The organism is Rhodococcus sp. PvR099 (assembly GCF_017833315.1).
Lineage (GTDB): Bacteria > Actinomycetota > Actinomycetes > Mycobacteriales > Mycobacteriaceae > Rhodococcus_G > Rhodococcus_G oryzae.
In genome coordinates this window covers 4,156,397-4,176,029 of the sequence record NZ_JAFIBV010000001.1, presented here as the reverse complement: position 1 = coordinate 4,176,029, position 19,633 = coordinate 4,156,397, and the positions used below count along the sequence as shown (strand labels likewise).

The 19,633-nt window shown below is 69.5% G+C and carries 18 protein-coding genes; 5 read left to right on the top strand and 13 right to left on the bottom strand.

Translation table 11 applies throughout. From position 1 onward, the window contains the following. Position 1 precedes the first annotated feature (1 nt). Positions 2–436 (bottom strand): hypothetical protein, encoded by a 435-nt coding sequence (locus tag JOE46_RS19205; protein WP_097213462.1) that lies wholly within the window; start codon positions 434–436, stop codon positions 2–4. Positions 437–667: 231 nt separating this feature from the next. On the opposite strand from JOE46_RS19205, the gene JOE46_RS19200 reads away from it, so the two are divergent. Beyond that, complete coding sequence (locus JOE46_RS19200; protein WP_209929196.1) at positions 668–3,520, top strand: FAD-binding and (Fe-S)-binding domain-containing protein; 2,853 nt, start codon at positions 668–670, stop codon at positions 3,518–3,520. A 25-nt stretch (positions 3,521–3,545) separates the two neighbouring features. Here the strand turns inward: JOE46_RS19200 and JOE46_RS19195 are convergent, their stop codons facing one another. From JOE46_RS19195 to JOE46_RS19180, 4 genes are all read right to left on the bottom strand, one after another. Then, the gene (locus JOE46_RS19195) at positions 3,546–4,196 is read right to left on the bottom strand and encodes a PaaI family thioesterase (RefSeq protein ID WP_209928133.1); all 651 of its coding nucleotides are present in this window, start codon (positions 4,194–4,196) and stop codon (positions 3,546–3,548) included. After that, positions 4,196–5,398, bottom strand: a complete 1,203-nt coding sequence (locus JOE46_RS19190; protein WP_097213464.1) for a lipid-transfer protein — start codon at positions 5,396–5,398, stop codon at positions 4,196–4,198. Before JOE46_RS19190 ends, JOE46_RS19195 begins: the two co-directional genes overlap by 1 nt. Positions 5,399–5,605: 207 nt before the next feature. After that, complete coding sequence (locus tag JOE46_RS19185) at positions 5,606–6,493, bottom strand: GNAT family N-acetyltransferase (protein WP_097213465.1); 888 nt, start codon at positions 6,491–6,493, stop codon at positions 5,606–5,608. 13 nt (positions 6,494–6,506) lie between these two features. Further along, the gene (locus JOE46_RS19180; RefSeq protein ID WP_097213466.1) at positions 6,507–7,124 is read right to left on the bottom strand and encodes a TetR family transcriptional regulator; all 618 of its coding nucleotides are present in this window, start codon (positions 7,122–7,124) and stop codon (positions 6,507–6,509) included. 182 nt (positions 7,125–7,306) lie between these two features. Here JOE46_RS19180 and JOE46_RS19175 point away from each other — a divergent pair, with 182 nt between their 5' ends. Further along, positions 7,307–9,250 carry an acetyl-CoA hydrolase/transferase C-terminal domain-containing protein gene (locus tag JOE46_RS19175; protein WP_209928132.1) on the top strand — a complete coding sequence of 648 codons (1,944 nt, stop codon included), beginning with the start codon at positions 7,307–7,309 and terminating at the stop codon, positions 9,248–9,250. Positions 9,251–9,349: 99 nt separating this feature from the next. Further along, positions 9,350–11,335 (top strand): acyl-CoA dehydrogenase family protein, encoded by a 1,986-nt coding sequence (locus JOE46_RS19170; protein WP_209928131.1) that lies wholly within the window; start codon positions 9,350–9,352, stop codon positions 11,333–11,335. Between the two features lie 73 nt (positions 11,336–11,408). On the opposite strand, the gene JOE46_RS19165 is transcribed toward JOE46_RS19170, so the two are convergent. From JOE46_RS19165 to JOE46_RS19135, 7 genes are all read right to left on the bottom strand, one after another. Beyond that, positions 11,409–11,795, bottom strand: a complete 387-nt coding sequence (locus JOE46_RS19165; protein WP_209928130.1) for a VOC family protein — start codon at positions 11,793–11,795, stop codon at positions 11,409–11,411. A 137-nt stretch (positions 11,796–11,932) separates the two neighbouring features. Then, positions 11,933–12,334 carry a hypothetical protein gene (locus tag JOE46_RS19160; protein ID WP_307861308.1) on the bottom strand — a complete coding sequence of 134 codons (402 nt, stop codon included), beginning with the start codon at positions 12,332–12,334 and terminating at the stop codon, positions 11,933–11,935. Beyond that, positions 12,331–12,909 carry a hypothetical protein gene (locus JOE46_RS19155; RefSeq protein ID WP_209928129.1) on the bottom strand — a complete coding sequence of 193 codons (579 nt, stop codon included), beginning with the start codon at positions 12,907–12,909 and terminating at the stop codon, positions 12,331–12,333. Before JOE46_RS19155 ends, JOE46_RS19160 begins: the two co-directional genes overlap by 4 nt. 44 nt (positions 12,910–12,953) lie before the next feature. Beyond that, complete coding sequence (locus tag JOE46_RS19150) at positions 12,954–13,685, bottom strand: flavodoxin family protein (protein WP_097213469.1); 732 nt, start codon at positions 13,683–13,685, stop codon at positions 12,954–12,956. Positions 13,686–13,756: 71 nt separating this feature from the next. Then, positions 13,757–14,677 carry a biphenyl-2,3-diol 1,2-dioxygenase gene (gene bphC, locus JOE46_RS19145; protein ID WP_209928128.1) on the bottom strand — a complete coding sequence of 307 codons (921 nt, stop codon included), beginning with the start codon at positions 14,675–14,677 and terminating at the stop codon, positions 13,757–13,759. An 87-nt stretch (positions 14,678–14,764) separates the two neighbouring features. Continuing rightward, complete coding sequence (locus tag JOE46_RS19140; RefSeq protein ID WP_097213470.1) at positions 14,765–16,087, bottom strand: hypothetical protein; 1,323 nt, start codon at positions 16,085–16,087, stop codon at positions 14,765–14,767. A 236-nt stretch (positions 16,088–16,323) separates the two neighbouring features. Continuing rightward, a complete protein-coding gene (locus JOE46_RS19135; RefSeq protein WP_209928126.1) occupies positions 16,324–17,121 on the bottom strand; it encodes an IclR family transcriptional regulator in 798 nt (265 codons plus the stop codon). Between the two features lie 102 nt (positions 17,122–17,223). Here JOE46_RS19135 and JOE46_RS19130 point away from each other — a divergent pair, with 102 nt between their 5' ends. Both JOE46_RS19130 and JOE46_RS19125 read left to right on the top strand, forming a co-directional pair. Next, positions 17,224–17,712 (top strand): nuclear transport factor 2 family protein, encoded by a 489-nt coding sequence (locus JOE46_RS19130; RefSeq protein ID WP_097213472.1) that lies wholly within the window; start codon positions 17,224–17,226, stop codon positions 17,710–17,712. 144 nt (positions 17,713–17,856) lie between these two features. After that, on the top strand, positions 17,857–18,261 hold the full coding sequence (locus JOE46_RS19125; RefSeq protein WP_209928125.1) for a plastocyanin: 405 nt from the start codon (positions 17,857–17,859) through the stop codon (positions 18,259–18,261). A 70-nt stretch (positions 18,262–18,331) separates the two neighbouring features. Here the strand turns inward: JOE46_RS19125 and JOE46_RS19120 are convergent, their stop codons facing one another. Next, entirely contained in the window at positions 18,332–19,510 is a 1,179-nt protein-coding gene (locus JOE46_RS19120) for a hydroxylase (protein ID WP_097213473.1), read from the bottom strand. Positions 19,511–19,633: the final 123 nt, after the last annotated feature.

Below are 19,633 nucleotides of genomic sequence, written 5' to 3'. Positions count from 1 at the left end.
GTCAGCTTCCGGTCGGGGAGTCCGCGCTGCCCGAGGAGCTGCCGCTGCTGCCCGAGCCGCCGCCGACGACGACCCGCTCACCGCCGAAGGGGGTGAGGAACGTCAGGCCGTCGCCATCGGCGCAGAGCACCTCGATCCGGTACGTCCCGTCTCTGAGCGCCTGCGACCGATACGTGCCCGCGCCCGGCGTTCCGGTCAGTGAGACCGGATTGCCTTCCAACAGATCCCCCATGGGGTTCTTCACCTGAACCAAGCACATCAGCAGGCTCGGCGAGCCGACACCGGTGACGTCCACGATGACGCGCTGACCCTCGGTGTGTACGGCGGCGCTACCGGCGACCGCGGCGGAACCGAGCGCGGGGTTCGCGAGCAGGGCGATGGCGGCGAGTCCGGTGACGGCGCCGGCACGGGCGATGCTCTTACGGGATGTCCTCACTGCATGACCTTTCATATCGGTTTGTCCGGGATCTCCGACCTGGACAAACGGGGTTAGTCGAACTGCGGCTGCCATCATGCATGGGCTCTCGGGGCCACATCCGGACTTCCCGCATTTTCATCACCTGCGGTGATCCATCGAATTAATGTGCCTACCTCGATCATTCGGCGGCGAGCGCCCGACGCTGGCAGGAGCCTCTGCGGGAGCCGTAGTATCGGCAGGGTGTCGCAGATCAGCGGTACCGACGATCTGACCTCGGCGATCGCCGCGCTGCACGCGCGGGTCGCGGGCGAGGTGGACGACAGCACCCGGCGCCGGGCCGAGTACAGCACCGACGCCTCCAACTACCGTGTCGTGCCCGATGTGGTGGTGTTCCCGCGCTCCGACGAGGACGTGGCGGCGGTCCTGGAGGTCGGCCGCACCCACAACCTTCCGGTGACCGCCCGTGGGGCCGGAACCTCCGTGGCGGGCAACGCGATCGGGTCCGGATTGGTCCTCGACTTCAGCAGACACCTCGACCGCATCGTGGCGCTCGATCCTGACCTCCGGACCGCCGTCGTTCAGCCCGGCGTGGTGCTGAGCACCCTCCAGCGGGCGGCCGCGGCGCACGGGTTGCGGTTCGGCCCGGATCCGTCCACACAGGACCGCTGCACCCTCGGCGGGATGATCGGCAACAACGCCTGCGGACCCAGGGCCGTCGCCTGGGGCCGCACCGCCGACAACGTCCATGCCCTGCGGATCCTCGACGGCACCGGGGTCGAGCGGCGCCTGGCCGACGACCTCTCGGCCGCGCCCGGACTCGACCGTCTGGTGACCGACAACCTCGCGCTGATCCGCACCGAACTGGGCCGCTTCGAACGGCAGGGGTCGGGGTACGGGCTCGAGCACCTGCTCCCCGAGCGCGGGCACCACGTGGCCCGTGCCCTCGTCGGCTCCGAGGGCACCTGCGGCCTGATCCTCGATGCGACGGTGGGGCTGGTGCCGGTCCCGGCCGCCACCGCGCTCGCGGTCCTCGGCTACCCCGACATGCCTGCCGCGGCGGACGGTGCCGCCATGGTGCTGACCGGTCGCCCCCTGGCGATCGAGGGCATCGATGCCCGGTTGGTCGACGTGGTTCGCAGGCACAAGGGTGCCGGCGCGGTCCCGGACCTGCCTCGCGGCGCCGGCTGGCTGTTCGTCGAGGTCGACGGCTCGACGCCGGCCGAGGCACTGGCGAGGGCCGCCGAGATCTGTCGCGACGCGGGAGCACTGGACAGCCGCGTAGTGCCGACCGGCCCGGAATCGGCCGCGCTGTGGCGGATCCGAGCGGACGGCGTCGGTTTGGCCGGCCGCACCGTCGACGGGCAGCCCGCCTGGCCGGGCTGGGAGGACGCCGCGGTCCCCCGGCAGCGCCTCGGCGCCTACCTGCGCGATTTCGCGGAGCTGACCGGCAGGCACGGGGTGGACGGCCTGCTGTACGGGCATTTCGGCGACGGCTGCGTACACGTTCGACTCGACCTGCCCATCGCCGATGCCCCACAACGCTTCCGGGCATTCCTGGTCGATGCCGCCGCGCTGGTCGCGGGGCACGGCGGATCGCTGTCCGGCGAGCACGGCGACGGTCGTGCCCGCTCCGAACTGCTCCCGCTGATGTACACCGAGTCGGCCCTGGCCGCGTTCGCCGGCTTCAAGGCGGTCTTCGACCCGAGCAATGTCCTGAACCCGGGCGTGCTGGTGGACCCGGCGCCCGTGGACGCCGGTCTGCGGGTGGCGCAGGCGCCGCCGGTCCCCTTCGCGGGTGGCCTGTCGCTGACCGCGGACCGCGGCGACCTGAGCATGGCGGCGCACCGCTGCGTCGGCATCGGCAAGTGCCGCGCGGACACCTCGGGCGCGGGCGGCTTCATGTGCCCGTCGTACCTCGCGACCGGCGACGAGAAGGACAGCACCCGCGGCCGTGCCCGGGTACTCCAGGAGACCATCAACGGGTCACTGGTGACGGGCGGCTTCGGCTCGCCGGAACTGGAGGAATCGCTCGACCTGTGCCTGTCCTGCAAGGCGTGCGGCTCGGACTGCCCGGCCGGGGTTGACATGGCCGCCTACAAGTCCGAGGTGCTGTATCGGCGGTATCGACGGCGGCCGCGTCCGCGGACCCACTACGCGCTCGGGATGCTGCCGCGGTGGTCGCGGATCGGCGGACGGCTGCCGTCGATCGTCAATGCGGCGAGCGCAATCGGGCCGCTGCGCCGCACGGGACTGCGAGTGGCCGGACTCGACCCGCGACGCGGGGTCCCCCGCTTCGCCGACCAGACCTTCCGCCGATGGTGGCGGCGCAGGCCCGCCCCCGCGGGGCCCGGCCGCGAGGTGTTGCTGTGGATCGACACCTTCACCAATTCCTTCTCCCCCGCGGTGGGCCGTGCGGCGGTCGCCCTGCTCGAGGACGTCGGCTATCAGGTCCTGATCACGCGACGGTCGGCCTGCTGTGGACTCACATGGATCAGCACCGGTCAATTGGACGGCGCGCGAAGGCAATTGCTCGGTACCCTGGATCAGTTGCAGCCCCACCTCGAGGCTGGCCGCCCCATCATCGGCCTCGAGCCGTCCTGCACCGCGGTGCTGCGGTCCGACCTGCCCGAGCTGCTCCCGGACGATCCCCGGTCTGCCCTCGTCGCCGCGTCCACCCGCACGTTGGCCGAATTCCTGACCACCGCAACCGATGCCGACGGCAGGCCGTGGTCGCCACCTCGGCTCGACGGGGTCCGGGTCGTCGTGCAGCCACACTGCCACCAGCACGCGGTGATGGGCTTCGCCCCCGATCGGGCGCTGCTGGCGCGGGCGGGCGCCGAGGTCCGGGAGATCGCCGGGTGCTGCGGTCTGGCCGGGAACTTCGGGATGGAACGCGGCCACTACGACGTCTCGACCGCGGTGGCCGAGAACGGGATCCTGCCCGCGCTCAGGGAAGAGGGACCCGATGCCGTGCTGCTGGCGGACGGCTTCTCCTGCCGGACCCAGGCCGATCAGCTCGCCGGACGCGAGGGCGTCCACCTGGCGCAACTGCTTGAGGCGGCTGCGCCGCCCGTGAGTCCTTCTGGTCCGCCAGAGGGCTAGAAGGACTCACGGGTGGCGCGGCGGCCTACCGGGGGCGTGGCACCGCGGCGTCGATGAACAGTCCCTCCACCGAGACGCACACCTCGCCGTCCGCGGTGGTGATGCTGCCGACGGTGTTGATCTTGCGACCCTCCACGGACATCTGCTTCCCGGTGACGGTGAGCGGCTCGAACAGCGGGGTCGGGCGGTGGTACCGCACGTTCAGCTGCGCGGTCATGCCCGCCTGGCCGCCCCATGCGTTCGCGACGCCGAGCACGTGGTCCAGGATCAGCGCCGAGACGCCGCCGTGCACACACCCCGGCGGCCCCTGGTAGGGCATGGTCAGGGTGACCTCGCCCCGCACCGAGCCATCACTCAGACCCTCGAGCACGATCGGCGGCGCGATGGCGTTCTCTGGGCCGGTGACGGGGTCGTGCCGGGTCACGCCCTCGCCGTTCCACATGTCGATCAGACGTTCCGCCACGGCGGGAGCGTGCTCCTCGAGGTGATCGGCGATGCTGTTCAGCTCCTCGGCAACCCGGTCGAGGTTCGCGTTCGCGCGGTCGGTGCGCAGCATCGCGTCGACGACCCGGCGGGCCGCGGCGGTGGCCCGGTCCACCGGAGCGTCCTGCGGGGCGGAGGTGAGAACCGTTCCGTCGTCATGACTGTCGAAGGTGGGGTGGCTGCCGAGGTCCATCAGCTGAGCTCCAGGGTTCCGGCCCGGTACAGCGTGACCACGCACGCGCCGCCGAGGCCGAGGTTGTGCTGCAGACCCACACGGGCACCGTCGACCTGACGGGCGTCCGCCTTGCCGCGCAGTTGCCAGGTCAGCTCGGCACACTGCGCAAGGCCGGTGGCGCCGAGCGGGTGGCCCTTCGAGATCAGGCCGCCGGAGGGGTTGACCACCCACTGACCGCCATAGGTCGTGGCACCGGACTCGACCAGCTTGCCGCCCTCGCCCGCCTCGCACAGGCCGAGGCCCTCGTACGTGATGATCTCGTTGATCGCGAAGCAGTCGTGCAGTTCGATCACGTCCACGTCCTCGATCGTGAGCCCGGACTCGGCGAACACCTGCGCGGCTGCCGCACGCGTCATCGGGGCACCGACCACGTCGATCATCGACTGGTCGGCGAAGGCCTCCGCGGTGTCCGTGGTGAGCGCCTGCGCGACGATCTCGATCGCCTGGTCCTCGAGTCCGTGCTCGCGGACGAAGCGCTCGCTGACGACGATCGCTGCGCCCGCACCGTCCGAGGTCGGCGAGCACTGCGAGCGGGTGAGCGGCGCGTGGATCATCTTGTCGTCCAACACCTGCTGCAGCGTGTACTCGTCACGGAACTGCGCGTACGGGTTGTTCACCGAGTGCTTGTGGTTCTTCACCGCGACGGATGCGATCTGCTCGGCGGTGGTGCCGTAGCGCTCCATGTGCTCGAGCGCGGCGTTGCCGAACAGCTGCGCCGTCATGGGGCCGCGACCCCAGTCGTGCTTCGCCTTCATGACCTTCAGGTGATCGTCGAGCGTGGAGACCTTGGGCATCTCCCCGGTGCCGGAGAGGGCGGTCTTGGTCATCTTCTCGAAGCCCACTGCCAGCGCGACGTCGACGATGCCGCCCTGCACCCACTCGCGGGCCATCATCAGCGCCGACGAACCGGTGGCGCAGTTGTTGTTGACGTTGACGATCGGGATGCCGGTCAGGCCCGTCTCGTAGAGCGCGCGCTGGCCTGCGGCCGACGGCTGGAACACGTAGCCAACCGCTGCGCGCTGCACCTGGTCGTACGAGATGCCTGCGTCCGCGAGCGCGGCGCCGACCGCCTCGGACACCATGTCCGGGTACTCCCAGTCGCGGCTCTCGATCTTCTCGAACTTGGTCATGCCGACGCCGACAACGAAGGTGCGATTCATAACAGTTGCTACTTTCCGGGCTGGGGGTCTCGGGGAGACCCGGGATGCGCTCGCCGATGGTGTTCAGCTGCACATTGGTGGTATCACCCGCAACGGACACGCACTGCGAGTTCACGAACATCAGGGAGGGTTACCGGCACCCGGGGGTGGCAGGACCACTTTTTGGAATGTATTCCATTTCCTCGGGCCTGGCAACGGCATGCCCGGCTACGGCCGCGACGTACGTTCCCACCCGCGCCGGACGGTCGCCAGTCGCCGCCACCCGAGGTCCTCGAGGTACTCCATCTGCTCGACGTCCCCCCGCCCGAGAGCGATGAAGAGGTTCGCGACGCCGCCAGTTCGGAGCCAGTCCGCGACGATCCCCATGAGCGCACCCCTTGCCCCGGGATCCGGGGGCAGCTTCAGGTCTGCCAGCTCCGCCCATCCGGCGAGCCGCAACAGTGTTCCGCCCCTGGTGCAGTCGTCGATCGTCTCGACGCGACCCTGCCCCGTCCCGCCGTCGCCGAGCGTGAATCGAACCCCGCGTTCCCCCACCGATCGCCGAATCTGTTCGGACGCAGAATCATCCGACACCGGGAGGGTCTCGATCCCGCCCGCGAGGAGTATCTCGACGGCGCCCTCGGCGGGCAGGAACCCCGCGCCGAGCAGCAACTCCTCGAGGTGCGGCCAGCAGTCCGGGATTCCGAAGGTGACGGGCGTCGGAAGGTCGCCGTCAGCGAATATTCGTCGTGCGCCCCATGACTCGAACACGCGCAGCGCGGCGCCCAACAGCTCGGCTGCGGCGTCGGCCTGATTCGGCCAGCAGACCATCCAGGCGACCTCGCCCGAGCCGCGGTGGTCGGGCGCCACGTGCGGGGAATCCCGATAGCACCGCAGGTGCGCCGCGCCGACCACCCGGGAGTCGACCACGGCCACCAGGGTTTCGCGGGTCCGCACCAAGGGGTCGGTCACGCATTGACCGGGATCGGCCTCGAGCTGGGAGATCAGGGTGTCGGTCGAGATGGCCCATCCCGGCACGACGGCCGAGATGTGGGCGTTCACCACGTCGGTGACCTGCCGGCGGTCGGAGCGGCGGAACGGACGTATGTGCGGCATGCGGAGTGGTCCGCTAGTGGACGGTGCCGGTGAGGTCCGCGAGCAGCAGGTCGCACGCGATCCGCAGGTCGGATTCGATCTCGGGGATCGACGCCCGTCCGTTGAGGCTGGACTGGATCAGCCCGAACCACAGGGACACGATCAACCGGATCACCGTGGTGTCGCGGACGGAGGGGTTCGCGATGCCCGCGGCGTCGAGCAGCTGCGCGTCGAAATGCTGGTCGATCTTGGCGACGTCGGGAATCGTGGCCGCGTTGGAGGTGGCCGCGGACTGGATCATCGCCGTCGCCAGCATGGGCCTGCGCAGCAGCGCCCTGGTCGCGCGCAGCAGGATCTCGTAGACCGCGTCCGCGGGCGAGCCGGTGCCCTTCGGGCGCTTGGTCAGGCCGACGCCCATCTGGTCGATCTGGTCGACCATCACCGCGACGAACAGGTGGGTCTTCGACGGGAAGTAGCGGTAGAGGGTGCCGATGGCCACGCCTGCCGACTTGGCGACCTCGTGCATCTGGACGCGCTCGAGCTCCTTCTCGGAGGCCAGCACGGCGGCCGCGTCCAGGATGCGGCCGTACCGCGCCCGCTGTTCGACCGAACTGGGCTCGGCCGCGTCGCGCGCCTCCGCAAGCCTGGGCATGTCTCCCCGCCTTCTGTCCGCATTCCGTCCCCGCAGGATAGATCCTGACATCAAGCGCGGACCACCGTCCGGGTGACTCCGCTCAGTGGGACAAGTAGGCGGCTGCGCCGCCTGTGTGCGGTTGACGAGGGCAGGGACTCGTCAACCGCGCACAGGCGCGGAGCGCCTCCTAGGGTGTGCCCATGCCGACACGCCGGGAGCCTGTGCAGTTCGATTCGCTCGATGACGCCACGGAATGGCTGCTGACCAGCACCGACGGCCCGCTGCACGTGGCGGGTCCGCTCGGGCTCGGCAAGCCGCACCGCCTGCTGAACGCACTGTACGAGCGGGTCGAAGCCGACCCGTCGCAACGCCTGCACCTCTACACCGCGCTGTCGCTGGACCCGCCCGCCGCGGGCGAGGGCCTGCAGGCGCGCTTCCTCGGGCCATTCCTGCAGCGGCACTTCGGCGACGACTTCCCGCGGCTGGCGTACGTGCGGGCACTCAAGCGCAACGCGCTGCCTGCGCACATCGAGGTCGAGGAGTTCTACCTGCAATCGGGCGCGCTGCTGGGCTCGCCCCAGGCGCAGCAGCGCTACGCGAGCCTCAACTACACGCATGTCGCACGGGCACTCGCCGACCGCGGCGTGAACGCGGTGCTGCAGAAGGTCGCCCGCGAGCCGGGCGGGACCCGACTCTCGCTGTCCTGCAACACCGACCTGACCTTCGACACCCTCGACGAGATCGCGGCGCGCGGCCTGCCGCGGCCGGTGCTGATCGCCGAGGTGGACCCCGAACTGCCGTGGCTCGGCGGCACCGCGGCCGTCGATCCCGACTTCTTCGACGCAGTGCTGACCCCGCCGGGCCCGCACCCGAAGCTGTTCGGCCTGCCCCGCGAACCGGTCACCGACGCCGACTACGCGATCGGCTTCCACGCCAGCACCCTGGTGCTGGACGGCGGCACCCTGCAGATCGGCATCGGCGCCCTGGCCGACGCGCTGTGCCACGCGCTCGCGTTGCGGCACACCGACAATGCCACCTACCGGAGGGTGCTGCACGCCCTCGGGTCACCCCACGCGGACGACACCGCGCTGGCACCGTTCACCGACGGCCTGTACGGGTGCACCGAGATGATCAACGAGGGCTTCAAGCGACTGGTCGAGGTCGGTGTCGTCAAGCGCAGGGTGGTCGACGACGCCGAGGTGATGTCCCGCATCAACGCGGGCACCGCCACCGAGGACGACCACACGATCGTGGCGCGTGACGGCGAATTCCTCCACGGCGCTTTCTATCTCGGCTCACCGGAGTTCTACGGCTGGCTGCGCGATCTCCCGTACCCGGACCGCGACGGCATCGGCATGAAGCGCGTCAGCGAGGTCAACGAGCTGTACGGCGGCAACGAAACGCTCGAACGGCTGCAGCGCCGCCACGCGCGGTTCTTCAACACCTGCATGATGGCCACCGCGCTCGGAGCCGCCGTGTCCGACGCGCTGGACGACGGCCGGCTGGTATCGGGCGTCGGCGGCCAGTACAACTTCGTCGCGATGGCGCACGCGCTGCCGCAGGCGCACTCGGTACTGATGCTGCGCTCGACCCGAGGGGCGGGAGACAAGGCCGGCTCGAACGTGCTCTGGAACTACGGCCACACCACCGTCCCCCGGCACCTGCGCGACGTGTACGTCACCGAGTACGGGGTCGCCGACGTGCGTGGCCGCACCGACGAGGACTGCATCGCGGCGATGACCGCGATCACCGACACCCGGTTCCAGGCAGCGCTGATCGAGGCGGCCACCCGCGCAGGCAAACTGCCGCGGGACTTCGCCCTGCCCGCAGGCACCGCGGGGAACACCCCCGCGCGACTGCGATCCGCGCTGGCGTCCCTGCGCCGGGAGGGCACCCTGCCGGAGTACCCGCTCGGCAGCGACTTCACCCCCGTCGAGCAGCGCCTGGCGCGGGCCCTCGGCTGGCTCAAGGGCAGGACCGCCGACCGATCCGGACAGCTACGAACGGTGCTACGCGCATTGCCCGGCGGGGCCACGAACGACCACGAGGCGGCCGAGCGGATGTCGCTGCAGAACCCGAGCGGCCCGGGCGAGATCATCGAGTCGCGCCTGCTCGCATTGGCTTTGCGCGAGACGCGGGGTTGACCGCACTCGTGATTCTCGCCCGGTCGTAGGGTTCCCAAACCGGCGTCGCCGGAGGATACTCGCCAGTAACAACTGGCACGTCCTTCCAGGAGGCGGATCATGGTTGCACCGGCCGAGGTCACCGAGGAACAGGCGAGAGCGGTCGCCGAGGAAGCCAGGGAGAGCGGGTGGGACAAGCCCTCGTTCGCGAAGGAGCTCTTCCTCGGGCGGCTGCGGCTCGACCTCGTGCACCCCTTCCCCCAGCCGCCGCCCGCGGAGGCCGCCAAGACCGACCGGTTCCTCGCCGAGCTCGAGAAGTACTGCGCCACCCTGGACGGGGCGGTGATCGAGCGCGAATCCCGGATCCCCGACGACTACGTCAAGGGATTCGCCGAGCTCGGCTGCTTCGGCCTCAAGGTCTCCGAGGAGTACGGCGGGCTCGGTCTGTCGCAGGTCGCCTACAACCGGGCCTTGATGCTCGTCGCGACGGTGCACCCGAGCATCGCAGCGCTCCTGTCGGCGCATCAGTCCATCGGCGTGCCCGAGCCGCTCAAGCTCGCGGGCACCCCGGAGCAGAAGCGGGAGTTCCTGCCCCGCTGCGCGAAGGGCGCGGTGTCCGCGTTCCTGCTGACCGAGCCCGACGTCGGATCGGACCCGGCCCGGATGGCCTCCACCGCGACCCCGACCGAGGACGGCTCCGCCTATCTCCTCGACGGCGTGAAGCTGTGGACCACCAACGGCGTGGTCGCCGAGCTGCTCGTGGTGATGGCGCGAGTGCCCCGCAGCGAGGGGCGCCCCGGCGAGCCGGGCAGTGAGCACCGCGGCGGGATCACGGCGTTCGTGGTCGAAGCGGATTCACCCGGCATCACCGTCGAGCGACGCAACTCGTTCATGGGCCTGCGCGGGATCGAGAACGGTGTCACCCGTCTGCACCAGGTGCGGGTGCCGGCCGCGAATCTGATCGGGCGCGAGGGCGACGGGCTCAAGATCGCGCTGACCACCCTCAATGCCGGTCGGCTCGCCCTCCCAGCGATGTGCGCGGGCGCGGGCAAGTGGTCGCTGCTCATCGCGCGCAAGTGGTCCGCGGAACGGGTGCAGTGGGGCAGACAGGTCGGCAAGCACGGGGCGGTCGCCGCCAAGCTGTCGTTCATCGCCGCCACCACGTTCGCGCTGGAGGCGGTGCTGGAGCTGTCCGGACAGATGGCCGACGAGGGCCGCAACGACATCCGGATCGAGGCCGCGCTCGCCAAGCTGTGGTCGAGCGAGATGGCCTGCCTGATCGCCGACGACCTGATCCAGATCCGCGGTGGTCGTGGCTACGAGACCGCCGAGTCGCTGGCCGCGCGGGGTGAGCGGGCGGTGCCCGCCGAGCAGCAGCTTCGCGACCTGCGGATCAACCGGATCTTCGAGGGGTCCAGCGAGATCATGCGGCTGCTGGTGGCCCGCGAGGCCGTCGACGCCCACCTGGCCGCGGCGGGGGACCTCGCGGACCCCAAGGCGGACCTGCAGCACAAGGCCAAGGCTGCGCTCGGCGCCAGCGGCTTCTATGCCAAGTGGCTGCCGCACCTGGTCTCCGGCAAGGGCCAGCTCCCGACGTCGTACGGCGAATTCGGTGGGAACGCAACGCATCTGCGCTTCGTGGAGCGCAACGCACGCAAATTGGCCCGCTCCACCTTCTACGGCATGGCCCGCTGGCAGGCCGGGATGGAGAAGCACCAGGCGTTCCTCGGCCGGGTCGTGGACATCGGCGCCGAACTGTTCGCGATGTCGGCGAGCTGCGTGCGAGCCGAGATGCTGCGCGGGCAGGACCCCGGCCAGGGCGACGCCGCCTACGAGCTGGCAGACGCGTTCTGCCAGCAGTCCCGGATCCGGATCGATCGGCTGTTCGCGGCCCTGTGGGACAACAGCGACGAGGTGGACCACCGGCTCGCCGACGGCATCCTCGACGGCCGGTACACCTGGCTGGAGGCCGGGGTGCTCGACCCGAGCGAGGGCACCGGCCCCTGGATCTCGCAGTGGTCGCCGGGCGCGTCCACCGAGGAGAACGTCGCGCGCAGGTTCCTGCCGCCGACCCGAAGCGGTGGCTCTCCGACGACGAGCGGCTGAGAAGCCCGATCCTCTGGCCGGTGGCGGCCACACCCCGCGATCGGGGGTGCCGCCACCACCGTGTCAGCGGACCTTATCTGCCCGAACCATATGGCCGGGTGATGATCTCGAGAAAGTGCCCGGCAGGGTCGAGGAAGTAGGTCCCACGACCGCCGTCATTCTTGTTGATTCCCGTGGCCGATTGCCGGGGATCGGCCCAGTGCTCCATTTTCCGCTCGAGGATTCGACCGTAGATGCTGTCGAAGTCGTCCTCCGAGACCAGGAACGCGTAGTGCTGTGGGGTCACGTCGAGGTGGGGCGGTGGTTCGGCGAAGTCCAGGGTGACTCCGTTGTCGAGCTGAACCGCGAGAAAGAAGCCGGCCGGAACCGGATCCGGGAGGCCGAACAGCGTGGTGAAGAAGTACGCCGAGAGCTGCTTGTCTTTCGCGGCGACGATGGTGTGGTTGAACGAGATGGTCAAGGAAACCCCTTGCGGTCCGACGCCTCCATGCCTGACGCAGTCCGTCATCGACACGCGACGCTGTATCCAGAAATACCTCGACCGCGGCGCCCGCGCAAGTCCGCCACCGCTGCCACACCGAATGCGTGGACGGTCTGCTACAGCGAGTGTTGCTCCGGTGTAGTCGGTTTCCGCGAGATGATCGCCACCACAACCACCAACACGACGATCGCGACGGCATAGCAACCCCAGAGCATCAGAAAGGGCCGCAGCCAGCCCTCATCGATCGTCTGACCGCGATCTCCGATGCAGTAGAGCGTGAAGTCCGTCGAGGTGCCATCCCCCGAGGCGTAGGTGTCCGAGACGATGACGGCCTCAGCGGTGGGTTGTTCGCAGAACAACGGGGCGAGGTAGAGCGCCTGCCCCGGCCAGATCACCGAGGAGGTCAACGTGAGGAAGCCTGCGCCGAAGACGATCACCATTCCCCAGATCAACGCCCGCGCGACAACCGGTCGCCGCGCGCGCTCGGCGTTCACGCCGAGTTCCACGGGTTCGGTCACAGCGGATGTACCCCCGAGATCGCCCCGTCGGCATCGAACACGACAAGTGCCCGGGACCGCGGCGACTCGACCATGACCGTCGGCCGTATCGCCTCGGTTCTGTTGACCGAGATGCCGGTGACCTGGCCGTCGTCAAAGGCGGTGTCCGCAAGGGCGTCGTCGACCAGGCTCTCGACGCGGTCGAGCGCGGGAACCTCTCCGAGACTGAAGGATTGCGCGTCGAGATCGTCGTGGGCACTGACCGGTACCGGGGTCGGTTCACTCAGATATCGGCCGTCGAAGGTGAAACTGTCCAGCTGATCGGGACGCGCAGGGTTCCGTACGGTCACCTCGACCGTCTCGACCGGTCCGATGTTCACCGAGGTGACCTGCAACTCGGTGACGCCGTACTCGAGCGCGAGGGCGGCCATCGCGTCCCGGACCACGGCCGTGGTCATCCCGCCGCCGCGCGCTCGCATCGCCGCATCGAAGTCGGCCCGGTCCACGGCTCCGATACAGGCCGTGGCGCCGAAGGTCATCGCGATGGCCATAGCGGTCCACGCGGCCGATCGCCCCACCGAGGCCGCTGACGCCATGGCGAGAGGTTATCCCAGCGACACCCCCGCCGCAGCGGACGCTGTCAGCGGTAGTCGGGGTTCGCGAAGTCCGGCCGGCAACCGGCGTCCCACTCGGACCGCTGGTTCCCGTAGGCGGGGAACCCGCCGGCCTCCTTCAGCATCGCCGCCGCGTGCATCAGGTTGTAGGTCATGAAGGTGGTGTTGCGGTTGGTGAAGTCGTTCTCCGGCCCGCCAGACCCCTCGTCCAGGTAGGACGGACCCGGGCCCGCCTCGCCGATCCAGCCGGCGTCCGCCTGCGGCGGGATCACATAGCCCAGGTGCTGAAGGCTGTAGAGGATGTTCATCGCGCAGTGCTTGACGCCGTCCTCGTTGCCGGTGATCAGGCAGCCGCCGACCCGCCCGTAGAAGGCGTACTGCCCCCGGTCGTTGAGGATCGACGAGCAGCCGTACAGGCGCTCGATGACCTTCTTCATCACCGAGCTGTTGTCGCCGAGCCAGATCGGGCCCGCCAGCACCAGGATGTCCGCTGCGATGATCCGCCCGTACAGCTGCGGCCACTCGTCGCTCGGCCAGCCGTGTTCGGTCATGTCGGGGTACACGCCGGTGGCGATGTCGTGATCGACCGCGCGGATCTCGTCGACCGCGACGCCCGCGTCGCGCATCAGCCCGACGCTCCGGTCGATCAGCCCCTGAGTGTTACTGACCTCCGGCGACCGCTTCAGCGTGCAGTTGACGACGGCGGCCAGCAGGCCGTCGAACCTGGGCGCGATGCCCTGTGCCGATGGAATTGTCATCCCGGACTCCTCCGCGAGTGGCCCCCGGCAATCCACGATATGCGTCCGCCCGGCCCCCGGGGCGCCGAACGCTACGACTCGGGAGTGAACGCCGCGAGGGGCTCCGAGCCGGACCAGTCGTGACCCCAGTAGCTGTCCGCGGTGATCTCCTCCGCGGTGTAGTGGGTCTCGTCCACCAGCATGCCCTCGGTGCCGAACTCGAGGTCCCAGCCGCCGGGCGCGCGAACGTAGAAGGAGACCATCTTGTCGTTGGTGTGCCGACCGAGGGTGGACGAGATCGAGAACCCGAGCTTGCCGACCCGGTCCAGCGCCTGGCCCACCGCGTCGAGGGTGTCGACCTCCATCATCAGGTGCACCATCCCGGGGGCCTCCGACGGCGGCGCCGGACAGATCGCCAGGCTGTGGTGCCGCTGGTTGACGCCCAGGAACCGCACCCGCAGGGCCGGGCCGGGTGCGCCCGGCCCACCGAGGCGCATGGCACCGCGGGGCAGGAAGCCGAGGACCTCCGTATAGAAGTCGTAGGTCTCCTGGAAGTGCGGCGTCGGCAGCACGACGTGGCCGAGGCCCGCGGGCCCGGTCACGAACCGGCCGCCGTGCGGGGTAACCACCGGGCTGTGGTCGAGCACCGGACCGAAGAACACCTCGACGGTGGTTCCTGCCGGATCGGCAAAGGTGATCACGCGCTCCACGTCGCGCTGGTCCGCCTCCCCCTGCGACAGCTCGCGGACCTCCACGCCCGCCTTCTCCAACTCATCGTGCACGGCTCGCAGCGCGAACTGGTCACGCACCTCCCAGCCGACCGCGAGCACCTTGTCCACCTCGCCCGGCAACACCTGCAGCCGTGACCGGCGCTCGTCGATCCGCAGGTACAGCCCGTCCTCGTCGGGGCCGGAACCGACGGCCATGCCGAGGCCGTCGACCACGAGTCCGCGCCAACGATCGACGTCCTGCGTCTGCACCTTGAGATAGCCGAGCGAACGGATGTCAGACATGTTCTCCACCAATCCCTCTGCTGCGCGGGTGAGTGTGGTCTCGATCATCGTCCGATCGCCGCGATTGGGGAACACATGCTGCTGGGACTACTTGTCGGCCTCCGAGGCGATGCAGACCGAGTTCAGGACGTGGTGGTACGTCACCAGCCCATAGACGTTCGGCGCATTGATCAGAGGGAACGGCGAGGGAATCCACTCGAAGGGGTTGACGAGCGCGCCGACACCGCCGGAGGCACCGGTCCAGGCGGCAGACATCGCGTTCATGGATTCGTCGAAGACGAGTTCCATCACCTGGCTGGTCAGTGCGTACGAGAAGTAGGCGGCGGTCAGCGAATCCCCGACCGTGAGAGTGCCGAGCGGCACCAGCTTGCTGAAGTCCTTCCCGGCAAAGACATTGTGGCCCAACCCGATCAGTGCATCCGTCGCCGCGCCGCCGACCTTCGGGACCAATCCGAGGCCCATGGACAGGAACTTCTCGATCGACGAGAAGTCGTCCGGGTGCGCGGGGATGAGGCTCGCAGGCACCATCGCGTTGGCCATGATCCACTCCAGCCGCGAGCGCTGATCCTCGATCTGCGCACGACGGGCGGGATCGGCTTCGACGGAGGTCAGGTGGCTCGTGGTCCGCGACAGCACCCGAGACAGCGGCATGCCGGACACCGCCAGGCAGTCGGGACCGGCGATGTCCAGCTCGCTCGCCAGTGCCTCGACGAAGGCGGGGGCCCGGAACCCGTAGTCGAGTGCCGGGTCCGGCTCGCCTGCCCGGTCGGCGACGGCCTTGGTCGTCCAGACCACGCAGCTCGTCTCGAGCTGCTCGCGGGCCGCCTCGTAGATGGCGGTGAAGCCCTTGGTCCCCAGCTTCAGCGGGAGGCTGATGAGCGTCCCGGCGCTGACCGGCCCGACCGCGAACATCGACGGGATCATGCCGGCGACGATGTTCGCCGGGATGACGGCGGTGGTGTAGATGACGGCGTAGGCCGTCTCGATCGCCTGACCGAGGGTGAGGTTCTCGGCGCGGATGACCGCGCCTTCGCGCCCGGCCTTCACGTTCATGAGCTGCGTGACGATGTACTGGGTGATCGGATCGCCGTACTTGTTGATCCCCGCCTCGTCGTCGGTCGAGTAAACGGAAGCGGGATTCGACACGCTGAGGGTGCTGATGCCAACCGATTTGAGCCGCGCCTGCCCCTCCGCGCGGATGCCCTCGTAGTTGTCGAGGTACGGCTGGGGCAGGATCGGCTTCGACGCCTGCAGGACCGCGTCGAAGACCGCGCTCATCGTGGCCTGCTTGGATCCCACGCAGACCGGCTCGTCCTGGCGAACGGTCTCGGCGGCCTGCGCGGGCGAGGCGAGGGCGAGCTGCGAGAGCGGTCCACCGACCAGCGCCACCGCGACAACCCCCGCGGCCACCGCGGACCGAAACCCTCTATGACGTGAAACCCGGCTCATGCTCGTTCCCGACTGATCGAAGTGGAGGACTGCGGGCGATTGCGTCGGCAGCCTGCTGCCAGCGACGATGCCGCTCGGCCGGGGTAATCACACCCCTTCATGAACGATCGTTCAACTCAAGGACGGGGTGCTTCGCAACATTAACGAAGGGTTCACTCACCGGACATTCGACGCCGCCCCAAGCGATGCCGGACCCGCTAGCTCCAGCCGCGACCGAGCTCGGGGAACAGCGTTCGGGTGATCTCTCGGGCGGCCTCGGCCACCAGCGGCGCGACCCGCTCCAGCGGCGCCGTGCGCGCATCCCCACACAGCGAGAGCCCGGCCACGGGGCCATCGTGACCGCGGATGCCGACGCCGACGCAGGCCATCCCCCGCGCGGACTCGCCTCGTTCGAACGCCAGCCCCCTGCGCTGCCTGATCCGGCTGAGCTCCTGATGCAGGACCCCGAGATCCGAGATGGTCTGGTCGGTGCACCCGGTCATCCCGCTTCCGAACAGCGCATCGACCCGTTCGGGTGCGAGCCAGGCGAGCATCGCCTTCCCGCCCGCGGTGGAGTGCGCAGGCACCCGTCCGCCCACCCGGGAGGGAACGGACGAGGCGAGCGGGCCGCCGATCTTGTCGAGGTACACGGCCTCGTGCCCGTCCAGGACAGACAGGTGCACCACCATCCTGGTCTGCAGGTGCAGCTCGTGCAGCAGCGGCGCTGCCGCCTCCCGGACCTCCGCCTGCCCGCCGTCCCCGCCGCCGATCGCGAGCGCGCGGCGACCCAACCGGTACCCGAACGACGCGTGCTCCACCCAGTTCAGCTTCACCAGCGAATCGAGAATCCGATGCACCGTCGATCGGGGCAGCCGAGCCCGGCTGGCCACCTCCGCCAACGTCAACCGCGCCGACCGCCCGTCGAACGCATCGAGGATCAGGGTCATGCGTTCGATCATCGAGGGCGGCGCCTCACCGGCGTCGTTGCGCACCGCGTACTCGGTGACGACCGTCATGGGGATTCTCCTCCGGCCCTGATCGGGGGGCCGCCCGATCGCCACAACTGAAATCAATTCTGACTCTAGCAACCGACCTCCATCGTGAGGAAGGATTCATCCATGACCGATACCGAAACCCTGCTCATCGCCCTCGCCGCCCGGGTCCAGCTCCTCGAGGACCAGCTCGACCTGATGCGCATCATCAGCGCGTACGGGCCCGCGGTGGACAGCGGCGAGAGCGCGGCCGTCGCCGGGATGTGGACCGAGGACGGCGTCTACGACGTGGACACCGGTTCCCTGCGAGGACACGTCGAGATCGAGGCCATGGTGTTGTCCAAGCCTCACCAGTCCTACATCCAGGCGGGCAGCGGCCACCTGATCGGCCCGCCGCACATCGAGATCGACGGCGACATCGCGGTCGCCACCTGCCACTCACAACTGGTCCTGCACGAGCCGGAAACCGGGACCTACCGGGTCGCCCGGATCACCGCGAACCGCTGGGAGTTCGCCCGCGTCGACGGGCAGTGGAAGGTCACGCTGCGCACCAGCCGGCTCCTCGACGGGCGGGCGGAGGCGCGGGAGATCCTGGCCGCGGGCGTCAAGAACTGAAATCCGCTCTACCCTCGTGTTCGCCGGACCGGCGACCGCGGGGCCTCGCGGCGGTACCGCGGACGTGGGGTCGGGCCTAGGCTGAACCCACTCCAGCAACGTTGCTCAGTGCGTCGTCACGCGATCGACCGACGGAGGCCCGACATGCCCGGATCCACACCCCCGTTCACCCCAAGGCGGGCGGCACATCGGCGGGCTGGACTCGCCGCGCTCGCCATCGCGACCGGGCTCGCGGCCGCGTGTTCCTCCGACGGCGGATCCGAGCATCACCCGGACACCACGGCCGTCGCGCCCGACTCCGGGGCGCCGGTGATCGCCATCGAGAACTCCACCTTCACACCCCCGCCGTCGGTCCGTCCTGGCGAGGAGATCGTGGTGAGGAACGGTGCCGGACCGGAGCACTCGGTCACCTCCGACACCGAGGGCTTGTTCGACGTCCACGTCGACGGCAACGAGTCCGCCACCTTCACGGCCCCCACCACCGCAGGCGGGTACACCTTCCACTGCGTCTATCACCCCGAGATGCACAGCATCCTGATCGTCGAGTGAAGGCGCTGCGCGCCCGTGCGCGGTTGAGGAGTCCTGGGACTCGTCAACCACGCACGGGCGGCGGAGCCGCCTAGATCATCGCGCGGTGGATCCCCTGCGGCTCGCCGCCGAGCTGGGTGAGCGCCGACGAATGGAAGATCGAGCCCGGCACGTGAATCGCGTGGGCGATGCCCGCGTGCGCGTCCCGGAAGAAGCGCTGCATCGGGAACTTGTAGTGCAGGGCGCCTCCGCCCGAGCGCGCGAAGATCTCGTCCACCGCGCGCACCGCGCGCCAGGCCGCCGCGGTCTGGGTGCGACGCCCGATGGCACGCGCCTCGAAGTCGACCTCCTTGCCCGCCTCGGTCATGTCCCAGAACCGGTCGACGGTCTCGAGCAGCGCGGCGCGCGACGCGGCGATCTCGGCCGCGGCCTCGCCGATCGCGTAGAGGACGTAGGGATCCTCCTTGATCCTGGTGCCGGTGATCGCGACGCGATCCTTCTGCGCGGCGATGTGGCAGGCCAGCGCGCCCTCGGCGATGCCGACGACCGCCGAGGTGATGCCGAGCGGGAACATGCAGGAGAACGGCATGTTGTACAGCGTCTCCGTGCGGCCCGCCTTCTTCACCGCGGTGCCGTCCATCACCTCCGAGGCCAGCATCGTGCGGTAGCTCGGGATGAACGCGTCCTTGACGATCAGGTCCTTGGACCCGGTGCCGCGGAGTCCTATGACATCCCACGAGTCGGCAACGATCTGGTAGTCCGACCGCGGCAGGATCACGTGCAGCGGGACCGGCGGCATCACCGGCGCGCCGTTCTCGTCGCCGAGCAGGGCGCCGAGGAAAGCCCACTGACAGTGATCGGTGCCCGAGGAGAACGACCAGCGACCGTTGAGGACGTAGCCCCCGTCGACCGCCTTGGCGACGCCCATCGGCGCGTACGGCGACGCCACCCAGGTGTCCTGATCCGCGCCCCAGATCTCTTCCTGCACCTTCGGGTCGGCGAACGCCAGCTCCCACGGATGGACGCCGACGATGCCGGTGACCCATCCGGCGGCGCCGTCCATCGCGGCGATGCTCATGACCGTCTCGGCGAACTCGCGCGGGTGGACCTCGAGCCCACCGTGCTGCTTCGGCTGCAGCATGCGGATCGCGCCCGATTCACGCAGCCGCTTCGCGGAGGTGTCGGTGAGCCGCATGAGCCGGTCGCCCTCCACACCCTCGGCGCGGATCTCCTCCGCGAACTGCTCGATGCGTTCCTGGACCTGACCCATTGATTGCCTCCCACTGCCGTGGCGTCGGTAGCGCGCCGTCGTCAATCGAACACCATCGTGCACCCGGCCGTGCCGGTTCGGCGAGACGAAACCGCCCCATGGGAAAGAATCTCCCCGCTCCGC